Genomic DNA, 18181 nt, shown 5'->3' with positions numbered 1-18181 from the left:
GCGCTTGCGAGCAGGGTGAGCGGCCCGCGCCCGCGCGTGTACTTCGCACCCGTGCCTGCGCGATGCTGGGCGAGGCGCGCCTCGATGTCGGGCGTGTAGCCGGTGTAGAGCGTGCCGTCGCCGCATTCGAGGACGTAGAGGTAGTAGCGCTTGGTCTCGCTTGCCGATGCGCTTGCCGGTGCGCTTGCGGCAGGCGCGATCTCTTTTCCCAGCTCATTCGCGAGTTCGGGGAGAAGCTTCGCCAGCGTGGCATCGATCGTCTTCTTCTTTAGCTCGCATTCCCATACCACGTGAACGCGCCAGCCGTCGGCTTCGAGCGCAGCGACGTTCTCGCGGTCGCGCTCGACGTTTCGCTCGAACTTCGCGGTCCAGTACTCCACGTTCTTCTTAGGGGTCGAAAGTTTGCAGTGCGGGCATCGGTGCCAGAAGCATCCGTTCACGAACATGCAGACTTTCTTGCCTGGCCAGGCGATATCGGGGTGCCCCGCGACCTTCCACTGCAGACGGTATCCGCCAAGTCCCGCCGCGCGCAGCCGTTCGCGCATCAAAAGCTCGGGCTTGGTGTTGGCGCGCTTGTTTCCCTGCATCGACTTGTGCACCGCGAAGTTCGAGGCAGCAGGTGCATCGATTCGTATGGTGCCATAGGAAACGGAGCTGCCTTTGCGGGTGCGGACGGTCGTGCTTCCCTTTGCGCGGCGCTGCGGCTCCTCGGTGGCGCCTTCGTCTGCCGTCGTTTCCCGCTGCCGGTCTACTTCCGCCAGCTCGTCGGCAATCGCGTGGAGCTCGTCGCCCCAACGCTCGATGAGCCGCTCGGTTTTCCAGGCGGCGTTCGCGGGGCTTGTCGAGGGGAGCACGTGCGCGGCAAGCCCGACCTTCCACTGCAGGTAGCGCTTGTAGAGGCGGCCCGCCGTGGCGCCGTTGCAGATGACGGCCTCGATATGCGCGGTTTCGGTGATGCGCTCGATGTGCGCGGGCACGACGTTTTTGATGCTCGCGTCCGAGGACCCCTTGATGTCGCACTCCTCGATGGCATCCCACAGCGCGATGCCTCCCTCAAGGAGAAGCGCCTTCTTCGCGGCGATCGACTCTTCAAGCGATGCCACGCCGCCGTTCGGGCGCAGGGGCTCGCCTTCGTTGGGCGGCACCGGCTTGCCGAGGGAGTGCGCGACGACGCGCCAGAAGCGGTTTTGCGGGTTGCCGTAGTAGAAGGCGTTCGCGCGCGAGAGCACCGAGGGAAACGACCCTAGCACGAGGATGCGGGAGCGTTCGTCGAATACCGGGTCGAACCCGTGCGAGATATGCTGATAGCTTGCCATGCGTGAAAGTATAGCGCAGCCGCAGCGTTGCGCTTGTCAAGCCCCTTGCGCGAGCCTTCGGCGCACAAAAAATTTTCTCCTGGGGTTTTGCGGTGGTGGAAAACTGCGTTTTCGAGGTGCTCAAACAATGCGCGCCTTTCGTGACGAGGTGGGGTTATGCCGTTTTTGGGACAAGTGGAAAACTATCGGGAAAACACCATCTATGGATTTTTTCAAACAAGAAAACACAATATATAGTGTTTGAATGTCGTATCATAAGCCATAAGATAGGCGGATGCGCAGGCGTTCGCACGCAGTAAACCCCTTAAAGATCGTGAGCAGCGTCTCTGACGTCGGGAAATACTTTCCCGCGCGGTCGCGTCTCCATTACGGGCGACCAAGACGGTTTCAGATAAGCAACGAAGAGGAAGTGCCATGAAGATTATCAAGCGCAGCGGCTCGGAAGTGCCCTTCGACATCGACAAGATTGTGAACGCCATCAAGGCTGCCAACAACGAGGTTCCGCAAAACGAGCGCTTGACCGACGAGCAGGTCGCGCTCGCCGCCCATAGCGTCGAGTGGCTGTGCGGTCGCTCGGGTCACACCGTGTCGGTCGAGGAAATCCAGGACATGGTGGAAGACCAGATTATGGCGCAGGGCCGCTATACCGTGGCGCGCAAGTACATCATCTACCGCTACGTGCAGTCCCTGAAGCGCCATTCCAACACGACCGACGACAAGATCCTCTCGCTCATCGAGTGCAACAACGAGGAGGCGAAGCAGGAGAACTCCAACAAGAACCCCACGGTGAACTCCGTGCAGCGCGACTATATGGCGGGCGAGGTGTCCAAGGACATCACGATGCGCCTGCTGCTTCCGCCCGAGGTGGTGCGCGCGCACAACGAAGGCATCATTCACTTCCACGATTCCGACTATTTCGCGCAGCATATGCACAACTGCGATCTGGTGAATCTGGAAGATATGCTGCAGAACGGTACCGTCATCTCGGGTACCATGATCGAGCGCCCGCACAGCTTCTCCACCGCTTGCAACATCGCGACGCAGATCATCGCGCAGGTGGCCAGCTGCCAGTATGGCGGGCAGTCCATCTCGCTTACGCATTTGGCGCCCTTCGTTGACGTTTCCCGCCAGAAGATCCGCCGCCAGGTGCTCCAGGAGATCAACCAGCTCGGGCTCGAGGCAAACGCCGACCGCATCGCCGAAGTGGTGGAAGGCCGCCTGCGCGACGAGATCCGCCGCGGCGTGCAGACCATCCAGTACCAGGTCGTCACGCTGATGACCACCAACGGCCAGGCTCCGTTCGTCACCGTGTTCATGTACCTGAACGAGGCTCGCTCCGAGGCGGAGAAGCACGACCTCGCCATGATCATCGAGGAGACGCTGCGCCAGCGCTACGAGGGTGTGAAAAACGAGGCTGGAGTGTGGATCACGCCGGCGTTCCCCAAGCTCATTTACGTGCTTGAGGAAGACAACGTGCGTGAGGATTCGCCGTATTTCTATCTCACGCAGATGGCGGCGAAGTGCACGGCGAAGCGCATGGTGCCCGACTACATCTCCGAGAAGAAGATGCGCGAGATGAAGCTGTCCAAGGGCGAGACCGAAGGCAACGGTGATTGCTACACGTGCATGGGATGCCGCAGCTTCCTCACGCCCGACCGTTCCGGCAACGGCTACGACAACGTGGCGAACGCGGGCAACTACGAACCGGGCAAGCCGAAGTACTATGGGCGCTTCAACCAGGGCGTTGTGACCATCAGCCTGCCTGATGTGGCGCTTTCTTCTCATGGCGACAAGGCGAAGTTCTGGGAGATTTTCGACGAGCGCCTCGAGCTGTGCCGTAAGGCTCTCATGTGCCGTCATAATCGCCTGAAGGGCACGCTTTCCGATGCCGCGCCGATTCTGTGGCAGTACGGTGCGCTTGCTCGCCTCGAGAAGGGCGAGCCGATCGACAAGCTGCTCTACGGCGGGTATTCCACCATCTCGCTTGGTTACGCCGGGCTCTACGAGTGCGTGAAGTATATGACCGGCCACAGCCATACCGAGGCGGAGGGCACGCCGTTCGCCATGGAGGTCATGCAGCACATGAACGACAAGTGCGCCGAGTGGAAGGCTGAGACCAACATCGACTTCTCGCTGTACGGCACGCCGCTCGAGTCGACCACGTACAAGTTCGCGAAGGCGCTGCAGCGTCGCTTCGGCGTGATTCCCGGCATCACCGACAAGGGCTACATCACGAACAGCTACCACGTGCATGTGACCGAGCAGATTGATGCCTTCGACAAGCTGAAGTTCGAAAGCGCATTCCAGCGTCTGTCTCCGGGCGGGGCTATCAGCTATGTTGAAGTCCCCAACATGCAGGACAACCTGAAGGCCGTCATCCGCGTTATGCAGTACATCTACGACAACATCATGTACGCGGAGCTCAACACGAAGAGCGATTATTGCCAGGTGTGTGGCTTCGACGGTGAGATTCAGATTGTGGAAGACGACGGCAAGCTGGTGTGGGAGTGCCCGCACTGCGGCAATCGCGATCAGGAAAAGCTCAACGTTGCACGTCGTACCTGCGGATACATCGGCACGCAGTTCTGGAACCAGGGCCGTACGCAGGAAATCAAGGATCGCGTGCTGCACCTGTAGCGGAAGTAGGCTCCTAAGTGTTCGGAAGGCCGCCCGAGGGCGGCCTTCTTTCGTTTTGTAATGGGGTGGGCTGAACGGCTTGTTTAAGCGCGCCTACTGGGCATCTTTGACGTGCGCGTCTGCTGCGCTTTCTGGGCGCTCGTCCCCCCTGTTCGCCAAAACGCGTACCGTTGCTTGTGCCCATCCCCGAGCGATTGCGATACCTTGCGGACGAAACATGGGGGTCCTGCCAGAAATCAGGTGGTTTTCATCAAATGAGTGCGCTCTGGGTTGCACTCTGGGAGGCGGTGCGGGAGTGGGAAATGGAAAACCGCAGGTGAACGTCTTGTGACTGCTGCCTTGAAACTGCTCCACGTCTTCTGCGGAATGCCATGTTGATGAAAACCACGCGATTTCTGGCATGTTGGGGGGTTCAGATTGCATTGCCACAGGGGGCGAAGGCTATTCTGCTGCAGCAAAGGGGGGCGTGAGTTTCACCGCTGCAATAGGTGCTTAGCGGGTACGACCCTATTCAATTTTTCGGAAGTCACTCTGACAAATGAGCTTTCTCCAGAGGTCGAGTTGCTTTCGCTCGGTGGCGTCGCGTTTTTCGAGATCTGCAGCGGTAGGGTTGTTTCGCGGACATCGATCAAGCGACCTGATACCGAGGGCTCGTCTTGCCTGATCGGCGAATCTGCAGAAAGCGACGAAGCCGGTGGCTTCCTGGGCGCTGATGCTGAGGTGGGTAAATCCTCGAATCGAGGCTATCTCGTTTCTTCGGCGAGCATCTCGAGCAAGGGCGGCGGCGGTTGAATGGAACGCGTGCCCATCATAATCGATGCCGACGGTGGTTTTTCGGCCCGACGAATCACCATGCTCGATGCTTATGTCCGGATATCGGGTTACGTAGCGCCTTTCGCCCGCCCAATCAGCGCCATTGAAGATACGAACTGCATGATTCATCTGCCCGATGCCAAGACCGAAACCTCCGCGATTACGGGGAAGTCCCAGGGAAATCGCGAGCGCAGATTCCATAGGCGATCGCGAGCCATCGCGGACGAACCTCAGTGTCGAGCGAGCCTTCTCGCAACCGAGGTTTCCCTTGGTGGTGTCAAGGAAGTTCTCGATGCGTTTAACGGTTGTGAGGGGCTTATCTGCGATAACGCACTCCGAGCTAGATAGCGGGCGCTCGTCTCGTTGTCGCAATCCCCCTGGTGCCGTTGGGTCGATGCGGTATAGCGAGCAAAGGGCGAAGCCGAAATAGACCGCTTCTTCAAGTGGGCGGCGTTGAGCGAGCTGCATGAAAACGAGTTCTGGTGAGGCAATGTAGATCGCAGTCTTGTCGATAGTCCCGATCCTAATGAAGGACTTTGGTGGAAGCGATTCGGTTTGGACGTGAACTGCGAAGTGCTTGCCGTTGTTTCTTCCGCGACGGCTGCTCGAGAGGAAGTCGAGAAACCCGCGTTCTGGGTCAAGCTCAAGCGCAAGCTCTCGGCAACGAGTTGGCGAGGGAATGCCGTCGGGCGCATCGGCGCGATAACGTGTCCTTTTTTGGGCCGCGAGGGGGTTCGGGTTGCGCATGAGCCATCGAAGGGCGGAGATATGTGAGAGGCAGATGTCCATGCGGGTATGATACGAGCATCACTTATCATTTCAAGAGTCTGTCCACGTTGTCGATCGGAGTATTTGCTCGAGAAACGAGGCGCTTGGGACATTTTTGGTTTAGGCGCGCGCGTGTTCTCGCTTGTACAATTTGGCAGGGGGGTCCTGCCAGAAATCGAGTGGTTTTCATCAAACCAGAGAAAAGGTAATGAGCTTGAATTTGGGTTAGCTCAGCTTGCGTTGTTCTGACCTGGTCATTTGCTTGGACGGAATTGAAACTGGCTTGGCAATGCGGTTGTATAGCTTTTGGATTCGGCGACAAGGCTTCTCGATTTGATGAAGAGTGCCGTTTTTCTGGCAGTTACCCCCTTCTCCAAGCGCACTGTAATCACGCGCTTTTTGAAACAGGGAGAAATCGGTCTTTTTTGTTCGCTAAAATGGACAAGCGCAAAGCTGTGAATTGGCTCTGCGGGAAGGCGACCGGTTGGAGGCGACGGTGGAAAAACAGGAATCGATCGATGCGTGGTTCGCGCTCGTTTCCGAGCAGGCGAAGGCGACTGCACAGCGATTGCTCTTAGGGGTTGACGACCTGCGAAGGGAAGAGACCATCTATCCGCCGCAAGGCGACATCTTGAACGCGCTTGCCTATGTAGCGCCTGGAGACGTCCGCGCTGTCATTCTGGGGCAGGACCCCTACCATGGCCCGGGACAGGCGATGGGCTTGTCATTCTCGGTGCCCAACGGGGAGAAGCTTCCGCCAAGCTTGCGCAATATCTATAAGGAAATGGCATCTGACCTGGGGTGCAATATGCCCGTGAGCGGTGATTTGTCTGCGTGGGCACAGCAAGGCGTGCTGCTTTTGAACACGACGCTCACGGTGCGGGAACACGAGGCGAACTCACACAGCAAGTTGGGTTGGCAGGTGGTTACGACGGCGATCGTCGAGGCGTGCATGCGTTTGCCTCAGCCGGTGGTCTTTTTGGCGTGGGGACGTCCGGCTATCAAGCTGATCGAGAGCGCGAAGGCGCGCGTGTCGAAGGATGCGCTTGAGGGCGGAGATTGCGTTGGCGTCGCAGGTGCTTGCGCTGGTGTCGCGGCCGCTGGCGGCTCTGCTTCGGACGCTGCCACCCCCGCTGTCGCCGACGCAACCGGCTCCTCTTCAGGTGACGCTCTTGCCTGCAAGTTCATCCTCAAAAGCACGCACCCCTCGCCGCTTTCGGCATCGCGTGCGGCTGGCGATCTTCCCGCTTTCTTGGGGTCGCGTCCGTTTTCCCGCGCAAACGACCTGCTGAGGGAATGCGGAGTCGAGCCTATCGATTGGGCGCTTGCTGGCTGATCGCCCAGGCAATTCCGCGCGCCATGCGAAGTGCGGGCTCTTTGAAGTGGTTGCCGGGGTTCGACTCGAATTGCGTGGGTACCCCCTTGCTGCGAAATGCGGCTACAACCTCGTCCGTTCCCGTTGCAACGTTGCGCAGAAGCCGGCTTGGGGTCTTCGCCTCCTTGCTGCCAAGCGAGAAATAGGCGCAATCGATTGGGCGAGCGAGCGGTGCCTCAGTGACGAAGCGCGCGAAATCGGGATACCAAAGCGAGCCCGAAGCGCTTGCAATGCGGGAGAAGGCCGACGAGTTGAATGACGCCCAGGTGGCGAAGAGTCCTGCAAGCGAGTAACCTGCGACGGTGCGGCAGATGCGGGGACTGTTGGGTTTGCCGCATTCTCGCTCGACCTGGGGGATGATTTCTTCCTCTAACAAGTGAAGCTGATCTTGGGCGTGTCCCGCAAAGGGGGCGTCGTCGGCAAACAGGCCGGGGCATTCCCAAGGCGTAAGGTCGTCGTTCCAGCAGGCGGGCTTGATGGCGACAAGTGTGAAAGGCGGGCAGCCGATGCGCTGGCATTCGCTGAGGACGTCGAGGCCGTCTCCGTCGTAAACATGCAGATAGACGATGTGGTTGAGCTCGTTATTGGCATCGTGATTGCCGCTGCCGCCCAGGCAATTAGTGCGCCAAACGGTCACGTGGGCGCCTTCGGTGTTGAACATGTAGAGGGGTATCGAGACCTGTGCGGAGCGAGCAAAACCTGCGCCCGCAGGATCATCTACGGGCGCGCCAAGGGTGTCGTGTCTGCCTCGTCCCATCGCCGCCCCCCTTAAATGGAGAAGTTGCCGACCTCCGAAAGCTCCAGGTCAGCGTTGCGCTCGCTCGCCCAATTCACGTTCCACGCGCTCGTGAACAAAAGCAGCTTGCGGCCGCGCATGTCCTCGACGCGCAGCGTGTCGCTTGTCAGGTTGAGCTTCGCGATGTCGTAGGTGGAGGGGTCGTTCATGATCCAGCGAATCTCGGAATAGGGGAGCGCCTGCCTGCGCACCTCGACGCCGTATTCGCTTTTCAGGCGCTGTTCAAGCACGTCGAGCTGTAGCACGCCGACGACGCCAACGATGACGCTTTCCATGCCGAAGCCCGGCTCGCGGAAAATCTGGATGGCGCCTTCTTGCGCGAGTTCCTCCATACCCTTCACGAACTGTTTGCGTTTGAGCGTGTTCACCTGCGTGACGCGCGCGAAGATCTCGGGCGCGAACGTGGGGATTTCGGGGTATTGAACGCGGCATTTACCTGCGCAAACGGTATCGCCAATCGAGAAGATGCCCGGATCGAACAGCCCGACGATGTCGCCCGCGTATGCCTCGTCGACCGTCGCGCGGTCGTCTGCCATAAGCGAGGTTCCCGTAGCGAGCTTCAGCTTCTTGCCACCCTGCATGTGCACTGCGTCCATGCCGCGCTCGAACTTGCCCGAGCAGATGCGTACGAAGGCGATGCGGTCGCGATGGTTTTTGTCCATGTTCGCCTGGATTTTGAAGACGAATCCCGAAAACTCGTCGCGCATCGGGTCGACCGGCTCGCCCGTGAGGCAGTCGGTATAGGGAAGCGGCGTGGGCGTGAGGCGCAGGAACTCTTTCAGGAACGGCTCGACGCCGAAGTTGGTGAGCGCGCTGCCGAAGAACACAGGGGAGAGCTTGCCGGTGCGCACTGCGTTAAGGTCGAGCTCGTCACCTGCGCCGTCGAGCAGCTCGATGTCGTCGATGAGGTTCGCGTGGTTCGCTTCCCCGATGAGGTCGGCAAGCGCGGCGTCGCCGAGCTCGGCCTCGATTTCCGCAACTTTCTTGGTGGCGTTGGCGTGCCCATCGCCCTCGAAGGCGATGACGCGGCGGGTTTGGCGGTCGAACACGCCGCGGAAGTTTTGCCCGCAGCCAATCGGCCAGTTCATCGGGTAGGTGCCGATACCGAGCACCGTCTCGATCTCCTCCATGAGGTCAAACGGGTCACGCGTCTCACGGTCAAGCTTGTTCACGAACGTGAAGATGGGGATATGGCGCAGCGTGCACACCTTGAAGAGCTTCTTCGTCTGCGCCTCGACGCCCTTCGCGCCGTCGATGACCATGACCGCGGCGTCCGCAGCCATGAGCGTGCGGTAGGTGTCTTCCGAAAAGTCCTGGTGGCCGGGGGTATCGAGGATGTTCACGCAATAGCCGTCATAGGAGAACTGCAGCACCGAGGAGGTCACGGAGATGCCGCGCTGCTTCTCGATGTCCATCCAGTCGGACACGGCGTGCTTCGAGCTGGACTTGCCTTTAACCGAGCCTGCAGTCTGGATGCTGCCGGTGTAGAGTAGGAGCTTCTCGGTGAGGGTCGTCTTGCCCGCGTCGGGGTGCGAGATGATGGCGAAGGTGCGCCGTGAGGAAATCTGATCCGTTAGGGTCGACATGCTGGTTCTTTCTCGTGCTTGGAAATGAAATGCCCTGCTCGCGCGGTTTGCGAGCGCATTGCTTTGCAGCCGCACAGGGCGACAAATTCATATTGTACTATTCCCGCGCATGAGGTGGCGCGCATTCACGCAGATGACAAGGGGCCGCAGGTGGAGCGTATTACGAGGCGGGAAGGCCGGCGATACGCGCGAGGTGATGAGGGCGTGAGCCCGAGTGGCGCGCGGGGGTGCGGACGCGAAGGCGGCCGATGCGCGAGGCGCAATGAGGTGCGGGCCCCCGCGTCGTCGGGCGGCTTATGTGCTAGCGACCCAAAATACCCTTCACATCGTTAAGGTTGCTTGCAAAGTGGACGTGCTTCAGGCGCTCGGGGGTGGAATAACCCTTGTCGATCATGAGGTTGAGCTGGGCTTTCAGGTGATCGTAATAGCCATCCAAGTTATAGATGATGCAGGGCGCGTCCAAGTGCGAAAGCGAGAGCATCGACATGACCTCCGACACTTCCTCAAGCGTGCCCGACCCTCCGGGGAAGGCAATGAACGCGTCGCCGAGCTCGATCATCTTCGCCTTCCGCTCTGCCATGGTGTCGGTCACGATGAGGCGCGTGATGGTGTCGAGCTGCACGGCTTGGTCGATGAAGAACTGAGGCTCAACGCCTGTGACCTGGGCTCCTGCGTCGAGCGCGCTCTCGGCGAGAATTCCCATGAGCCCGACCTTCGATCCGCCGTAGACGAGGTCGTTGCCGCTCTCCCCGATCCATGAGCCCAGCTCACGCGCCGCTTCGGCGATAGATGGGTCGTTGCCTTCGTTTGCTCCCAGGTAGACGGTGATGTTCATAGGTTCCTCTCCGCGTGCTCGTTTGTGTCGAGGAAGATTATAGCGAAGGCGAGAGCGAGTGATGAAGGGCGCGCGGTGAAGCCAACGATGAAGGGCCCGCGGCGCGACCCCGCGATTCCCTAAAGGTCTTTCGCCTGGAAGATTCGGATGCTGATAAAGCAGCTTGCGGCGTAGATGGCGAGCGCGGCGACCGTGAGCGCTGCGAACAGTGCAAGGCTGTGGGCGTCGATCCAGGCGAGAGCCGACTGCATGACGTCGGGGGCGAGGAAGTTCGTCAGGATGACGACGTCGATACACCCCGCCAGGATGAACACGCACATGAGATAGCGTATCCCCTTCGTGTTGCCGAATTTCACAAGGAAGGGTTCGGCGATGGCGGCGATGATGAGGACGACCATTGTGGCGGCGACGCTCGACGAGATAATCTCGATCGGCCCGGCTGCTTCGAAGCCTTCAAGAAAGCGGGGAAGCGCCCCGTTGAGCACGATGCCGAGCACCGAAGCGCAAACGATGACAGCGGCAGCGCATGCCAAGATGGTCGCATAGCGGCTCGCGATGATGTCGCGGCGTGCAAAGGGGAGTGCGGCACGGTAGCGCAGCCAGCCGTTTTGGTCGTCGTACCCCATGAGCGAGAACATGATGAGCATCGGCGTCATGGCGCACACGACTGCGGCGGCGCCCGCGGCGCTCTCCATCGTCCAACATATGAAGACAAACACGAATGCGAGGATGCCGATGAAGCTGAGGACGAAGGTGCGCACAATGGCAAGTTCGGAGAGGAAGGCGGCTTTCATCAGTTGTTTCCTTTCAGGATAAAATGCAGGTAGTCGTCGATGGAGGCGCGATCGCAGGGCACTTCGGGGAATGCTTCGGCGAACTCGAAGCGGTTGGGAACGAGGACATCGCAGCTGAACTCACGCTTTGCAACTCGGGCGCCGTCCACGCATGCGAGGATGTCTTGCGCCTGGTCAAAGGTGCAATGTGCGATGCCTGCCATGTCGGTGATCTGCTCGCGCGGGATGTTGAAGATGATGCTGCCCGCGTCGATGCCCACCACGCGGTCGGCGATGCGCTCCAAGTCGCTTGTGATGTGGCTTGAAAGCAGCACGCCGCGATCGCCGGTTGAGGCATAATCGCGCAGCTCATCGAGCAGCTCGTCTCGAGCGAGCGGGTCAAGCCCTGCGGTCGCCTCGTCGAGGATGAGCAGGTCGGCGTTGTGCGAGAGCGCACAGGCGAGCTGCAGCTTCATGCCCATGCCGCGGGAGAGCGACTTCACCTTCTTCTTCGGCTCGAGCCCGAATCGGGCGACCAGCGTCTCAAAACATGCGTTATCCCAGGTGGGGAAGGCTGGTTTGATGCATGTTTCTACTTGGGACACCGTAATCTCGGAGGGATAGGGGCACGTGTCGAACACGACGCCGACGCGGGAGCGAAGTCGCCGCACGTCGGCGTCGGGGGTGTCGGCGGCGAGGGGCTCGCCGAAAAGCGCTGCGTACCCGGAATCGAGTTTCAGAAGGCCGAGCGCGGCTCGGATTATCGTGGTCTTTCCCGCGCCGTTCGCTCCGACGAGGCCGACGATTTCCCCTGATCCAATGGAGAGATTGGCGTTTCGAAGCGAGAAGGAGTCGCTCACCTGGCGGTTCGCGTCGCGTATCTCGAGAAGGTTTGACATGGGCGTTCCGTATCCTTTCATCTGGTATATCGCTTTCACGTGCGCGTTGATCGGCGGCTTCATTCGAGATCCTCGGGAGCAACAAGGTCGAGCATGTTGTGCAGCTCGGCCCGCGTGACCCCCAGCTCCGCCGCCTGTTCGCCCGCTTGCGCGAGCAGTTCCTCGACTTGGCGCAGGCGCCTTTCGCGCAGAAGCTCGTGGTTTCCCGCGGCGACGAAGCTGCCTTTTCCTTGCACGGTTGCGATAAAGCCCTCGGCCTCCAAGTCGGAGTACGCGCGCTTGGTGGTTATCACACTGACGCCGAGGCCGTTCGCGAGTGCGCGAATGGAGGGGAGCTTCTCCCCGCTTGGAAGTGCGCCCGACAGAATCTGGGCTTTCATCTGCGAGGTTATCTGCTCGTAGATGGGCTTGTCGCTCGAGTTGGATAGGATGATGTCCACGATGAGTCCTTACGTGTGTATATCTGGTAAGCACAGTATATATACACTATGCACAGTAACGCAAGCACTTTTTGGACGTTGTTGTAATTTGATGAAAGAATCGAGCTGGCTTCTTGAGCGCAAGTCCCACGCTAGTCGATGCGCTCTCGGTCGCAAGTTGAGATCGCTCGCGCATGAACTGGGGAAACGTAACGTTACGGATTGCAGCTTCTGCAGGGCGAGTATCCCTCGTCGATCAGCGTCTGGCGCAACCCCGTGAACTCCTCTTTGTTGGAGGGGGACATGGACTGCACGCCGTCGCACTCGGGACGATGGAATTTGTGGCTCCTCTTGTTCAGGACGTACGTTTGCTGTTCGGCGGTGTTCGCGGAAGAAGACGAGTCGCCGCTCGTTTTCGCGTCCGAGGAACCGGATGGCGCTGCCTCCGCTTCATTCCCCCCTGTTGCGTTGCTGGAATTCGATGAGCCGCTCGTGCCCGAAGCGCCCGCCTCGCGTTTGCTCGATGCGCTTTGGGGTAGCGCCGCATCGCCACCCGTGCCGCGGGTTGTGGTTGCCTCGCCCTTGGTCTTCACGGCGGGAATCTCGCTCGACTCCCAGTTGTCGCCCGTCACGTAGTCGATTTTCACGCCGGGCTCCACGTTGTAAACGAAGACGTTGAAGCGTATAGCCTGCCCGCCGTCTTCCACAGATTCCGCTTCCATCTGAACCCCGCGCGCCACCAGGTCGTTCGCTGCAAAGAGCGGGGTCACGCGATAGAGGACATGGTTGTTTGTGCGGCGGACGTAGTTGCCCACCAACTCCTCATAATAGGTCATCCCCACGGCGTTCATCGTGCGCGTGCCGGTGATGAGGTTACGCTCGTTGGCGTCCTCGCCGCACAGCTGGTGCGCAATGAGGTGGCTGCGGTTGTAGAGCATCTCGCGGTCGACGAAGCTGTAGCGATGTTGGACCCAGCCCGAAGGGTGAACCTGCGAGATGTCGCCGCGCTCGGCATTGGAGACAGTCTCGGGTCCAATAAGGCCGAACGCCGTGCCGCAGCGCCCCTCGAAGTCGAGCTCGCTGAATTCCATGAACGACCCGTGCGCCGCGTCATCGGCGGAGAATTCAGGTTGCCCCTCGTTGATATCGATGCAGAGCGCTCCTGAATACTCGGGGATATCGGATAGTTTCGCGGCGGCACTGCCTGCGGAAACTTGCTGCGAGCTTGTCGTATTGTCCCCGTTCGCGACGCTTTCGCCGCCTGCGCACCCGCTAAGCGAGGGAAGGCACAGGCTCACTGCCAGGAGTAGGGCGGCAAGCGTGCGAATAAGGCGCTCGCGTGCGGGGGAGGTGGTTTGCTGGGTTTGCAAGGGAGTGTCCTTCCGATAGTGGGGCATGCCGCGAATGGCGCGCCGCATCCCCCATGATACCCGATGCAGGCTGCCCGAGCGCGAGGGCTGTTCGCGGTTTCCGCCCTCGCTTCCCGTTCGCGTTGCAAGCGGTGGCGAGGGGGCGCGGGAGGCGCTTCGGAAAACTCTTCCAGTTAGGCTGCGACTGTCCAAAAGCAGGGACAGACTGGTTCGTACGCACGTTCTACAATGGCGCCAATCGAGAAAACGACGGGAGGCACACGCATGGCACTGCAAGGCGCGCATCAGCTCTTTGGCGACACGGATGAATCGTCGTGCGTGCCCGATGCGGCATGCACGCCCGGAAGGCCAGGTGCGCGTGGAAAGTTGGATGCGCCCGACGAGCCCGATGCGGCGTGCGCGATAGGGGCGCCGGGTGAGACGTGGGAACCCAAAGCGTCGTGGATGCTGGATGCGCCGTCTTCCCCCGAGGCTTTCCCTTTGGGGGATTATTTGGCCGACGCTTTTATAGCCTGGGATTTCTACGCTGACGCGCCGATTTCCGATGCGCCTTTCGTCCTGCGTTTCTCTGAAGGGGATCTCGTGGCGTATCGGGCGCTGGACGGCAAGCTTGCCGTCTGCGCGGGAGCGGTGGACACCTCGCTTCCGCCTGCCAGTTTGCGGCGCGACGCCGAAGACTGCTGTCCCGCGTGGGTCGTTGCGGGACCCCTCTCTTGCGCGTTCGGCCAGCGAGCTTGTCGGGCTTTCCGCACAGCAAAAGATGAATACGTCATCGAGTTGGAAGGGTGCAGTATCGGTCTATCGCTTGAGGGCGGCACGGTTCAAGCCGCTGTTCGCGAGCTCGACATGTTGGCGGCAGGCGCTTATTCTTCGAGGAGAAAGTGCAGGTAATCGCGGTATTCCTCAACGAGGCTCTGCGGGGCCGCGATGCTCACGGCGCGGCCCATGCTCGCTACCCAGCCGAAGAATTGCTGGCTCTTGCACACCTTCACCCGCGCCCGTACCTGCTGCCCGTCGAAGGGGAGGAAGGTTGCGCCCTTGCCGAAGCGGTCAGTGATGATCTCGACCTTGTCGGGGTCGACGGTCAGCTCGCAGACGACCTCCTCGCCGTTAAACCGCCCGAACATGATGGCTTTTCCCTGGTCGAAGGCGTAATTGGCAATCTCTTCGTTGCGGGTGGCGGGTATATCGCGTTCGACGCTCACCTTCGCCATGCGGTCGAGCCGGTACTCGGTGAGATTGGCGTGGTGGTCGTTCCATGCGGTCAGGTAGTAGAACCCGTCGTCGTATGAGATGGCCACGGGGGTTACCTCGTGGCGCTTGCCCTCGCGCGTTTCGTGGGGCTTGCCGTCTGCGCCGATCTTGCGGTAGGCGAACGCTACTTTGCAGCGCAGGCGAAGGGCCTCGTGGATGGCGTCGACGGTCGAAAGCACGCTCTCGCTTTTCGACTTGATGCGTCCTTCGACGTGGATGCGTCGGTCGAGAAGCGCCTGCTCGCGGTTGGTGGCGAGCTGTTTGATGTTGGTGATGAGCATGCGCGCCTGCCGCTCGGTGATGGCACGGCACGATTGAACGGCATCGACCATGAGCATGAGCTCTTCGAGGGTGAAATCGCGTCGCTCGATGGCGTATTCCACGGGGTTGCGCTGATAGGTTTTGATGTCGATGTCGAAATCGCGCAGCGTCTTGATGTCGTCGTAGATGCTTTTACGCTCGGCGGATATCCCGTATGAATCGAGCCGCTCGAGAATCTGCGTCATGGAAAGGCCGTGCTCGGCGTCGGTTTCCTCCTGAAGGATCTTCCAGAGATAGAGAACTTTTAGCTTCGCCTTGCTGTTGTACGCCATGGCAGTCGCTTTCTCGAGGGGCGCAATAGCGATATGCTTCCTCATTGTAGCAGATGGGAAGAAGGGTGTCCCATGGTTTCCGTGTCCGATAGCAAGGACAGGCATATTTTGTCGGCCCGATAGAATGGCAACTACATTGAGAAGGGCAGAAGAGGAGAAGGAAGGACGGCTGCGATCATGGGCTCAAGTTCTCGTTACGTCGCGGATTTCAACATTGCCGGCATGCGTTACTGGGATGGCGCAAAGGTGATTTCCAAGCTCAAGCTGGGCAAGAAGCTGCGCCTTGTCGCGGAGCCGCACAATCCGGCGGACCCCAATGCCGTCGCCATCTATCGCAAGGACGTGAAGCTCGGCTACATTCCCCGTGATCAGAACGGCCTTGCAGCCCAGTTGCTCCGCTTCGGCCACGACGACGTGCTTGAGTGCCGCATTCTTAAGGTGGACAAGAAGGCTGAAACCTGGAATCAGGTTCGCGTCGGGCTTTACATGACCGACAAGGTGAAAGGGGAATAGTGCAAGGCGAGGCGAGCTGTTCGGGAAAGGGCTTTTGGCGGTTTCCGAAGACCCTCGACGGCATGTCTCCTTCGGTTTTCTCGGGATGACGCCTTGGATCGCGCAGCCGACATCCTATAATAATCGTGGGATTACAAGCGCAACCAAGGAGGTTCATCATGGAGAAGGAACTGTTCGATTACGTTGCCGAGCGCGCGGGCATCCTCGCCACTGCTGACACGAGCAAGCAGGACACCAAGGACGCGGCTGCTGCCTGGAAAGACGCTGTTGCCGCCGACAGCAGTGACGCCGCTGTTGAGGCTGCGACCACCAAGCTGCTCGACTTCCTTGAGGGGCGTCCCACCACGATCGATGGCGTTATCGCGTTCGCCCAGGGCCCGGCGAAGGAAATGATGGGCGAAGAGGCCGCCGCGAAAATGCTCGAAGCGCAGCTCGCGCGCAAGGAAGCGGGCGCCAAGTATTGCAATTGCCCTTCTTGCGCCGCCGCCTCCGAACTGCTTGCGAAGTTCGGAGGCATCGAGCTGTAATACATCTCACGTCGCAAACTATGCATCGAGCGCGCGGGTCCTTCAAGGTCCGCGCGCTTTTGTTTTGTGCACGATAGGAGGGGATTTGGCAACCTCGCCTTTCCCTTGCCTTTCCTGCAAATGCAAAACAGGCCGCGTGTGCGGAACACGCGGCCTGTTGGATGCGCCTTGCAGCTACCTGCGAGGCGCCTTGCTAAAAGCGAAGTTTAAGCCCGAACAACTCGGCTAAGCGCTACACTTCCAGATTCTTGAAAGCCTCGGGGACTTCCTTATAGCCCTTCGATTTCACGGCACCGATGATAAGGCCGATGACGAGCCATGCGACGCCCACGATGTAGGTCGGCACGTCGAAGCCGGTGAACACGTACAACAGGATGAGTACGCCGAGGACCGGGCAGATCAGGTACTTCACGATGTCGCCGAAGCTGTTGCGCTTCTTCTCCTTGATGAAGAAGAAGACGAACACGGCGATGTTCAGCAGCACGAACGAGGACAGCGCGCCGAAGTTGACGAAGCGGGACAGCGTTGCCATGTCGAGGAACAGTGGCAGGACGAGCGAGACGCAGCCGATTGCGATAGCGGCAAACCAGGGCGTCTGGAACTTCGGGTGCACCTTGCCGAACGCGCGCGGGATCACGCCGTCGCGGCCCATGGAATAAAGCAGGCGGGCGGACGCGGTCTGCGCGTTCATGATGTTCGCGATGCCCACGGCCACGATGTTCACGATGAGCAGCAGCTTGTAGAAGACGGGGCCGCCGCAGGCCAGAGCGGCGTCGAAGAAGCCCATTTCAGGGTCGATGTTCTGCCAATCGGGCTGGATGAGCGCGGCGATGTAGGTCTGCGCGACGAACACGACGACCATGATGCACAGAGCGATGATGATGCCCTTGCCGATGGTCTTTTCGGGCTTCTCGGTTTCCTCAGCGAGCGTGGACATACCGTCGAAGCCGAGGAACGACAGGCACGCGATGGAGCAAGCCGCCGCGATGAAGTGCACATCGACCTTGCCGGGCTGGTAGATCGGGTCCATGGTGAACTCGCCGGAGCCGCCGCCACCTAAGATGAAATTCGTGCCCAGGGCGATGAAGGCGATGACCGCGAGGATCTCGATTGCGAAGATGACCCAGTCGACGCCCTTCTGCATGGTGATGCCTCGGATGTTGACGATTGTGTTGAACGCCACGAACACGAGGACCCACAGATACCAGGGGCTTCCTGGGATGAGCGCTACACCCCAGTTCGCCACCATAACCAGAAGAAGCGAGGGGACGAAGATGTAGTCCAAAAGGATAAGCCAGCCGGCAATGAAGCCGACATGGGGGTTGATGCCGCGCTGCACGTAGGAGTACACCGAACCCGCGATGGGGAAGCGCTTCGACATGTGCATGTAGCCCATTGCGGTGAAGCTGATGGCGATGAAGCCGATGATGTACACCAGCGGGGTCATACCGCCGGATTCCTGCTGAATCTCACCGTAAATCGACTGCGGCGCGATGATAACCATGAACAACACGCCGTAGAGAATGACGTCTTTCAGCGTGAGGCCGCGGCGCAGCTCCTGCTTGTAGCCGAAGGCCTCGATTCCTCCGCTTTCTGCGGAGACTTTCTGCTCTGCCATTTCCCTTCCTTTCATTATCTCGATAGGAAAAAGCATTACGCAGGGCCAGAAGCGCTATCCGGCTCTGAGTAATAGGGCAGACTTTAGCA

Annotated in this window: 16 protein-coding genes; 5 read left to right on the top strand and 11 right to left on the bottom strand. The window is 59.9% G+C overall.

The window, feature by feature from the left end:
- Positions 1–1316 (bottom strand): DNA mismatch endonuclease Vsr (gene vsr, locus Q0I65_RS06705; RefSeq protein ID WP_296061491.1); only part of this gene is annotated, 1316 nt, incomplete at its 3' end.
- A 414-nt stretch (positions 1317–1730) separates the two neighbouring features.
- Between vsr and nrdD the strand changes: the two genes are divergently transcribed.
- Positions 1731–3953: an anaerobic ribonucleoside-triphosphate reductase gene (nrdD, locus tag Q0I65_RS06700; RefSeq protein WP_296061488.1), complete on the top strand. Its 2223-nt coding sequence runs from the start codon at positions 1731–1733 to the stop codon at positions 3951–3953.
- A gap of 507 nt (positions 3954–4460) precedes the next feature.
- On the opposite strand, the gene Q0I65_RS06695 is transcribed toward nrdD, so the two are convergent.
- Positions 4461–5555 (bottom strand): hypothetical protein, encoded by a 1095-nt coding sequence (locus Q0I65_RS06695; protein WP_296061485.1) that lies wholly within the window; start codon positions 5553–5555, stop codon positions 4461–4463.
- 439 nt (positions 5556–5994) lie between these two features.
- On the opposite strand from Q0I65_RS06695, the gene Q0I65_RS06690 reads away from it, so the two are divergent.
- Positions 5995–6870 carry a uracil-DNA glycosylase gene (locus tag Q0I65_RS06690; protein WP_296061483.1) on the top strand — a complete coding sequence of 292 codons (876 nt, stop codon included), beginning with the start codon at positions 5995–5997 and terminating at the stop codon, positions 6868–6870.
- Here the strand turns inward: Q0I65_RS06690 and Q0I65_RS06685 are convergent.
- The 7 genes from Q0I65_RS06685 to Q0I65_RS06655 form a co-directional block, all read right to left on the bottom strand.
- Positions 6845–7666, bottom strand: a complete 822-nt coding sequence (locus Q0I65_RS06685) for an alpha/beta hydrolase-fold protein (RefSeq protein ID WP_296061479.1) — start codon at positions 7664–7666, stop codon at positions 6845–6847. The two genes, Q0I65_RS06690 and Q0I65_RS06685, sit on opposite strands and share 26 nt — an antisense overlap.
- A gap of 11 nt (positions 7667–7677) precedes the next feature.
- Positions 7678–9291, bottom strand: a complete 1614-nt coding sequence (locus tag Q0I65_RS06680) for a peptide chain release factor 3 (protein WP_296061476.1) — start codon at positions 9289–9291, stop codon at positions 7678–7680.
- 301 nt (positions 9292–9592) lie between these two features.
- Complete coding sequence (locus Q0I65_RS06675) at positions 9593–10126, bottom strand: TIGR00730 family Rossman fold protein (RefSeq protein WP_296061473.1); 534 nt, start codon at positions 10124–10126, stop codon at positions 9593–9595.
- A gap of 119 nt (positions 10127–10245) precedes the next feature.
- Entirely contained in the window at positions 10246–10920 is a 675-nt protein-coding gene (locus Q0I65_RS06670) for an ABC-2 transporter permease (protein WP_296061472.1), read from the bottom strand.
- Positions 10920–11798, bottom strand: coding sequence for an ABC transporter ATP-binding protein (locus Q0I65_RS06665; RefSeq protein ID WP_296061469.1), 879 nt, complete (start codon positions 11796–11798; stop codon positions 10920–10922). Before Q0I65_RS06665 ends, Q0I65_RS06670 begins: the two co-directional genes overlap by 1 nt.
- A 59-nt stretch (positions 11799–11857) precedes the next feature.
- The gene (locus Q0I65_RS06660; protein ID WP_296061468.1) at positions 11858–12238 is read right to left on the bottom strand and encodes a GntR family transcriptional regulator; all 381 of its coding nucleotides are present in this window, start codon (positions 12236–12238) and stop codon (positions 11858–11860) included.
- A 194-nt stretch (positions 12239–12432) separates the two neighbouring features.
- Entirely contained in the window at positions 12433–13587 is a 1155-nt protein-coding gene (locus tag Q0I65_RS06655) for a DNA/RNA non-specific endonuclease (protein ID WP_296061466.1), read from the bottom strand.
- Between the two features lie 264 nt (positions 13588–13851).
- Here Q0I65_RS06655 and Q0I65_RS06650 point away from each other — a divergent pair, with 264 nt between their 5' ends.
- Positions 13852–14478: a hypothetical protein gene (locus Q0I65_RS06650; RefSeq protein WP_296061463.1), complete on the top strand. Its 627-nt coding sequence runs from the start codon at positions 13852–13854 to the stop codon at positions 14476–14478.
- On the opposite strand, the gene Q0I65_RS06645 is transcribed toward Q0I65_RS06650, so the two are convergent.
- Entirely contained in the window at positions 14451–15434 is a 984-nt protein-coding gene (locus Q0I65_RS06645; protein WP_296061460.1) for a WYL domain-containing protein, read from the bottom strand. The two genes, Q0I65_RS06650 and Q0I65_RS06645, sit on opposite strands and share 28 nt — an antisense overlap.
- Positions 15435–15611: 177 nt before the next feature.
- Between Q0I65_RS06645 and Q0I65_RS06640 the strand changes: the two genes are divergently transcribed.
- The gene (locus Q0I65_RS06640; RefSeq protein ID WP_296061457.1) at positions 15612–15947 is read left to right on the top strand and encodes an HIRAN domain-containing protein; all 336 of its coding nucleotides are present in this window, start codon (positions 15612–15614) and stop codon (positions 15945–15947) included.
- A gap of 158 nt (positions 15948–16105) precedes the next feature.
- Positions 16106–16474 carry a 3-hydroxyisobutyrate dehydrogenase gene (locus tag Q0I65_RS06635; protein WP_296061454.1) on the top strand — a complete coding sequence of 123 codons (369 nt, stop codon included), beginning with the start codon at positions 16106–16108 and terminating at the stop codon, positions 16472–16474.
- 232 nt (positions 16475–16706) lie between these two features.
- Here Q0I65_RS06635 and Q0I65_RS06630 read toward each other — a convergent pair whose 3' ends face one another.
- Entirely contained in the window at positions 16707–18092 is a 1386-nt protein-coding gene (locus Q0I65_RS06630; protein WP_296061451.1) for an APC family permease, read from the bottom strand.
- Between the last annotated feature and the right edge of the window lie 89 nt (positions 18093–18181).

The organism is uncultured Ellagibacter sp., from assembly GCF_934643285.1.
GTDB lineage: Bacteria > Actinomycetota > Coriobacteriia > Coriobacteriales > Eggerthellaceae > Ellagibacter.
This window is presented reverse-complemented; position numbering and strand designations above follow the sequence as displayed.

Coding starts and splice junctions, on each gene's coding strand:
- nrdD (WP_296061488.1), top strand. CDS start 1,731: ATGAAGATTATCAAGCGCAGCGGCTCGGAAGTGCCCTTCGACATCGAC.
- Q0I65_RS06695 (WP_296061485.1), bottom strand. CDS start 5,555: ATGGACATCTGCCTCTCACATATCTCCGCCCTTCGATGGCTCATGCGC.
- Q0I65_RS06685 (WP_296061479.1), bottom strand. CDS start 7,666: ATGGGACGAGGCAGACACGACACCCTTGGCGCGCCCGTAGATGATCCT.
- Q0I65_RS06680 (WP_296061476.1), bottom strand. CDS start 9,291: ATGTCGACCCTAACGGATCAGATTTCCTCACGGCGCACCTTCGCCATC.
- Q0I65_RS06675 (WP_296061473.1), bottom strand. CDS start 10,126: ATGAACATCACCGTCTACCTGGGAGCAAACGAAGGCAACGACCCATCT.
- Q0I65_RS06670 (WP_296061472.1), bottom strand. CDS start 10,920: ATGAAAGCCGCCTTCCTCTCCGAACTTGCCATTGTGCGCACCTTCGTC.
- Q0I65_RS06665 (WP_296061469.1), bottom strand. CDS start 11,798: ATGTCAAACCTTCTCGAGATACGCGACGCGAACCGCCAGGTGAGCGAC.
- Q0I65_RS06650 (WP_296061463.1), top strand. CDS start 13,852: ATGGCACTGCAAGGCGCGCATCAGCTCTTTGGCGACACGGATGAATCG.
- Q0I65_RS06645 (WP_296061460.1), bottom strand. CDS start 15,434: ATGGCGTACAACAGCAAGGCGAAGCTAAAAGTTCTCTATCTCTGGAAG.
- Q0I65_RS06640 (WP_296061457.1), top strand. CDS start 15,612: ATGGGCTCAAGTTCTCGTTACGTCGCGGATTTCAACATTGCCGGCATG.
- Q0I65_RS06635 (WP_296061454.1), top strand. CDS start 16,106: ATGGAGAAGGAACTGTTCGATTACGTTGCCGAGCGCGCGGGCATCCTC.
- Q0I65_RS06630 (WP_296061451.1), bottom strand. CDS start 18,092: ATGGCAGAGCAGAAAGTCTCCGCAGAAAGCGGAGGAATCGAGGCCTTC.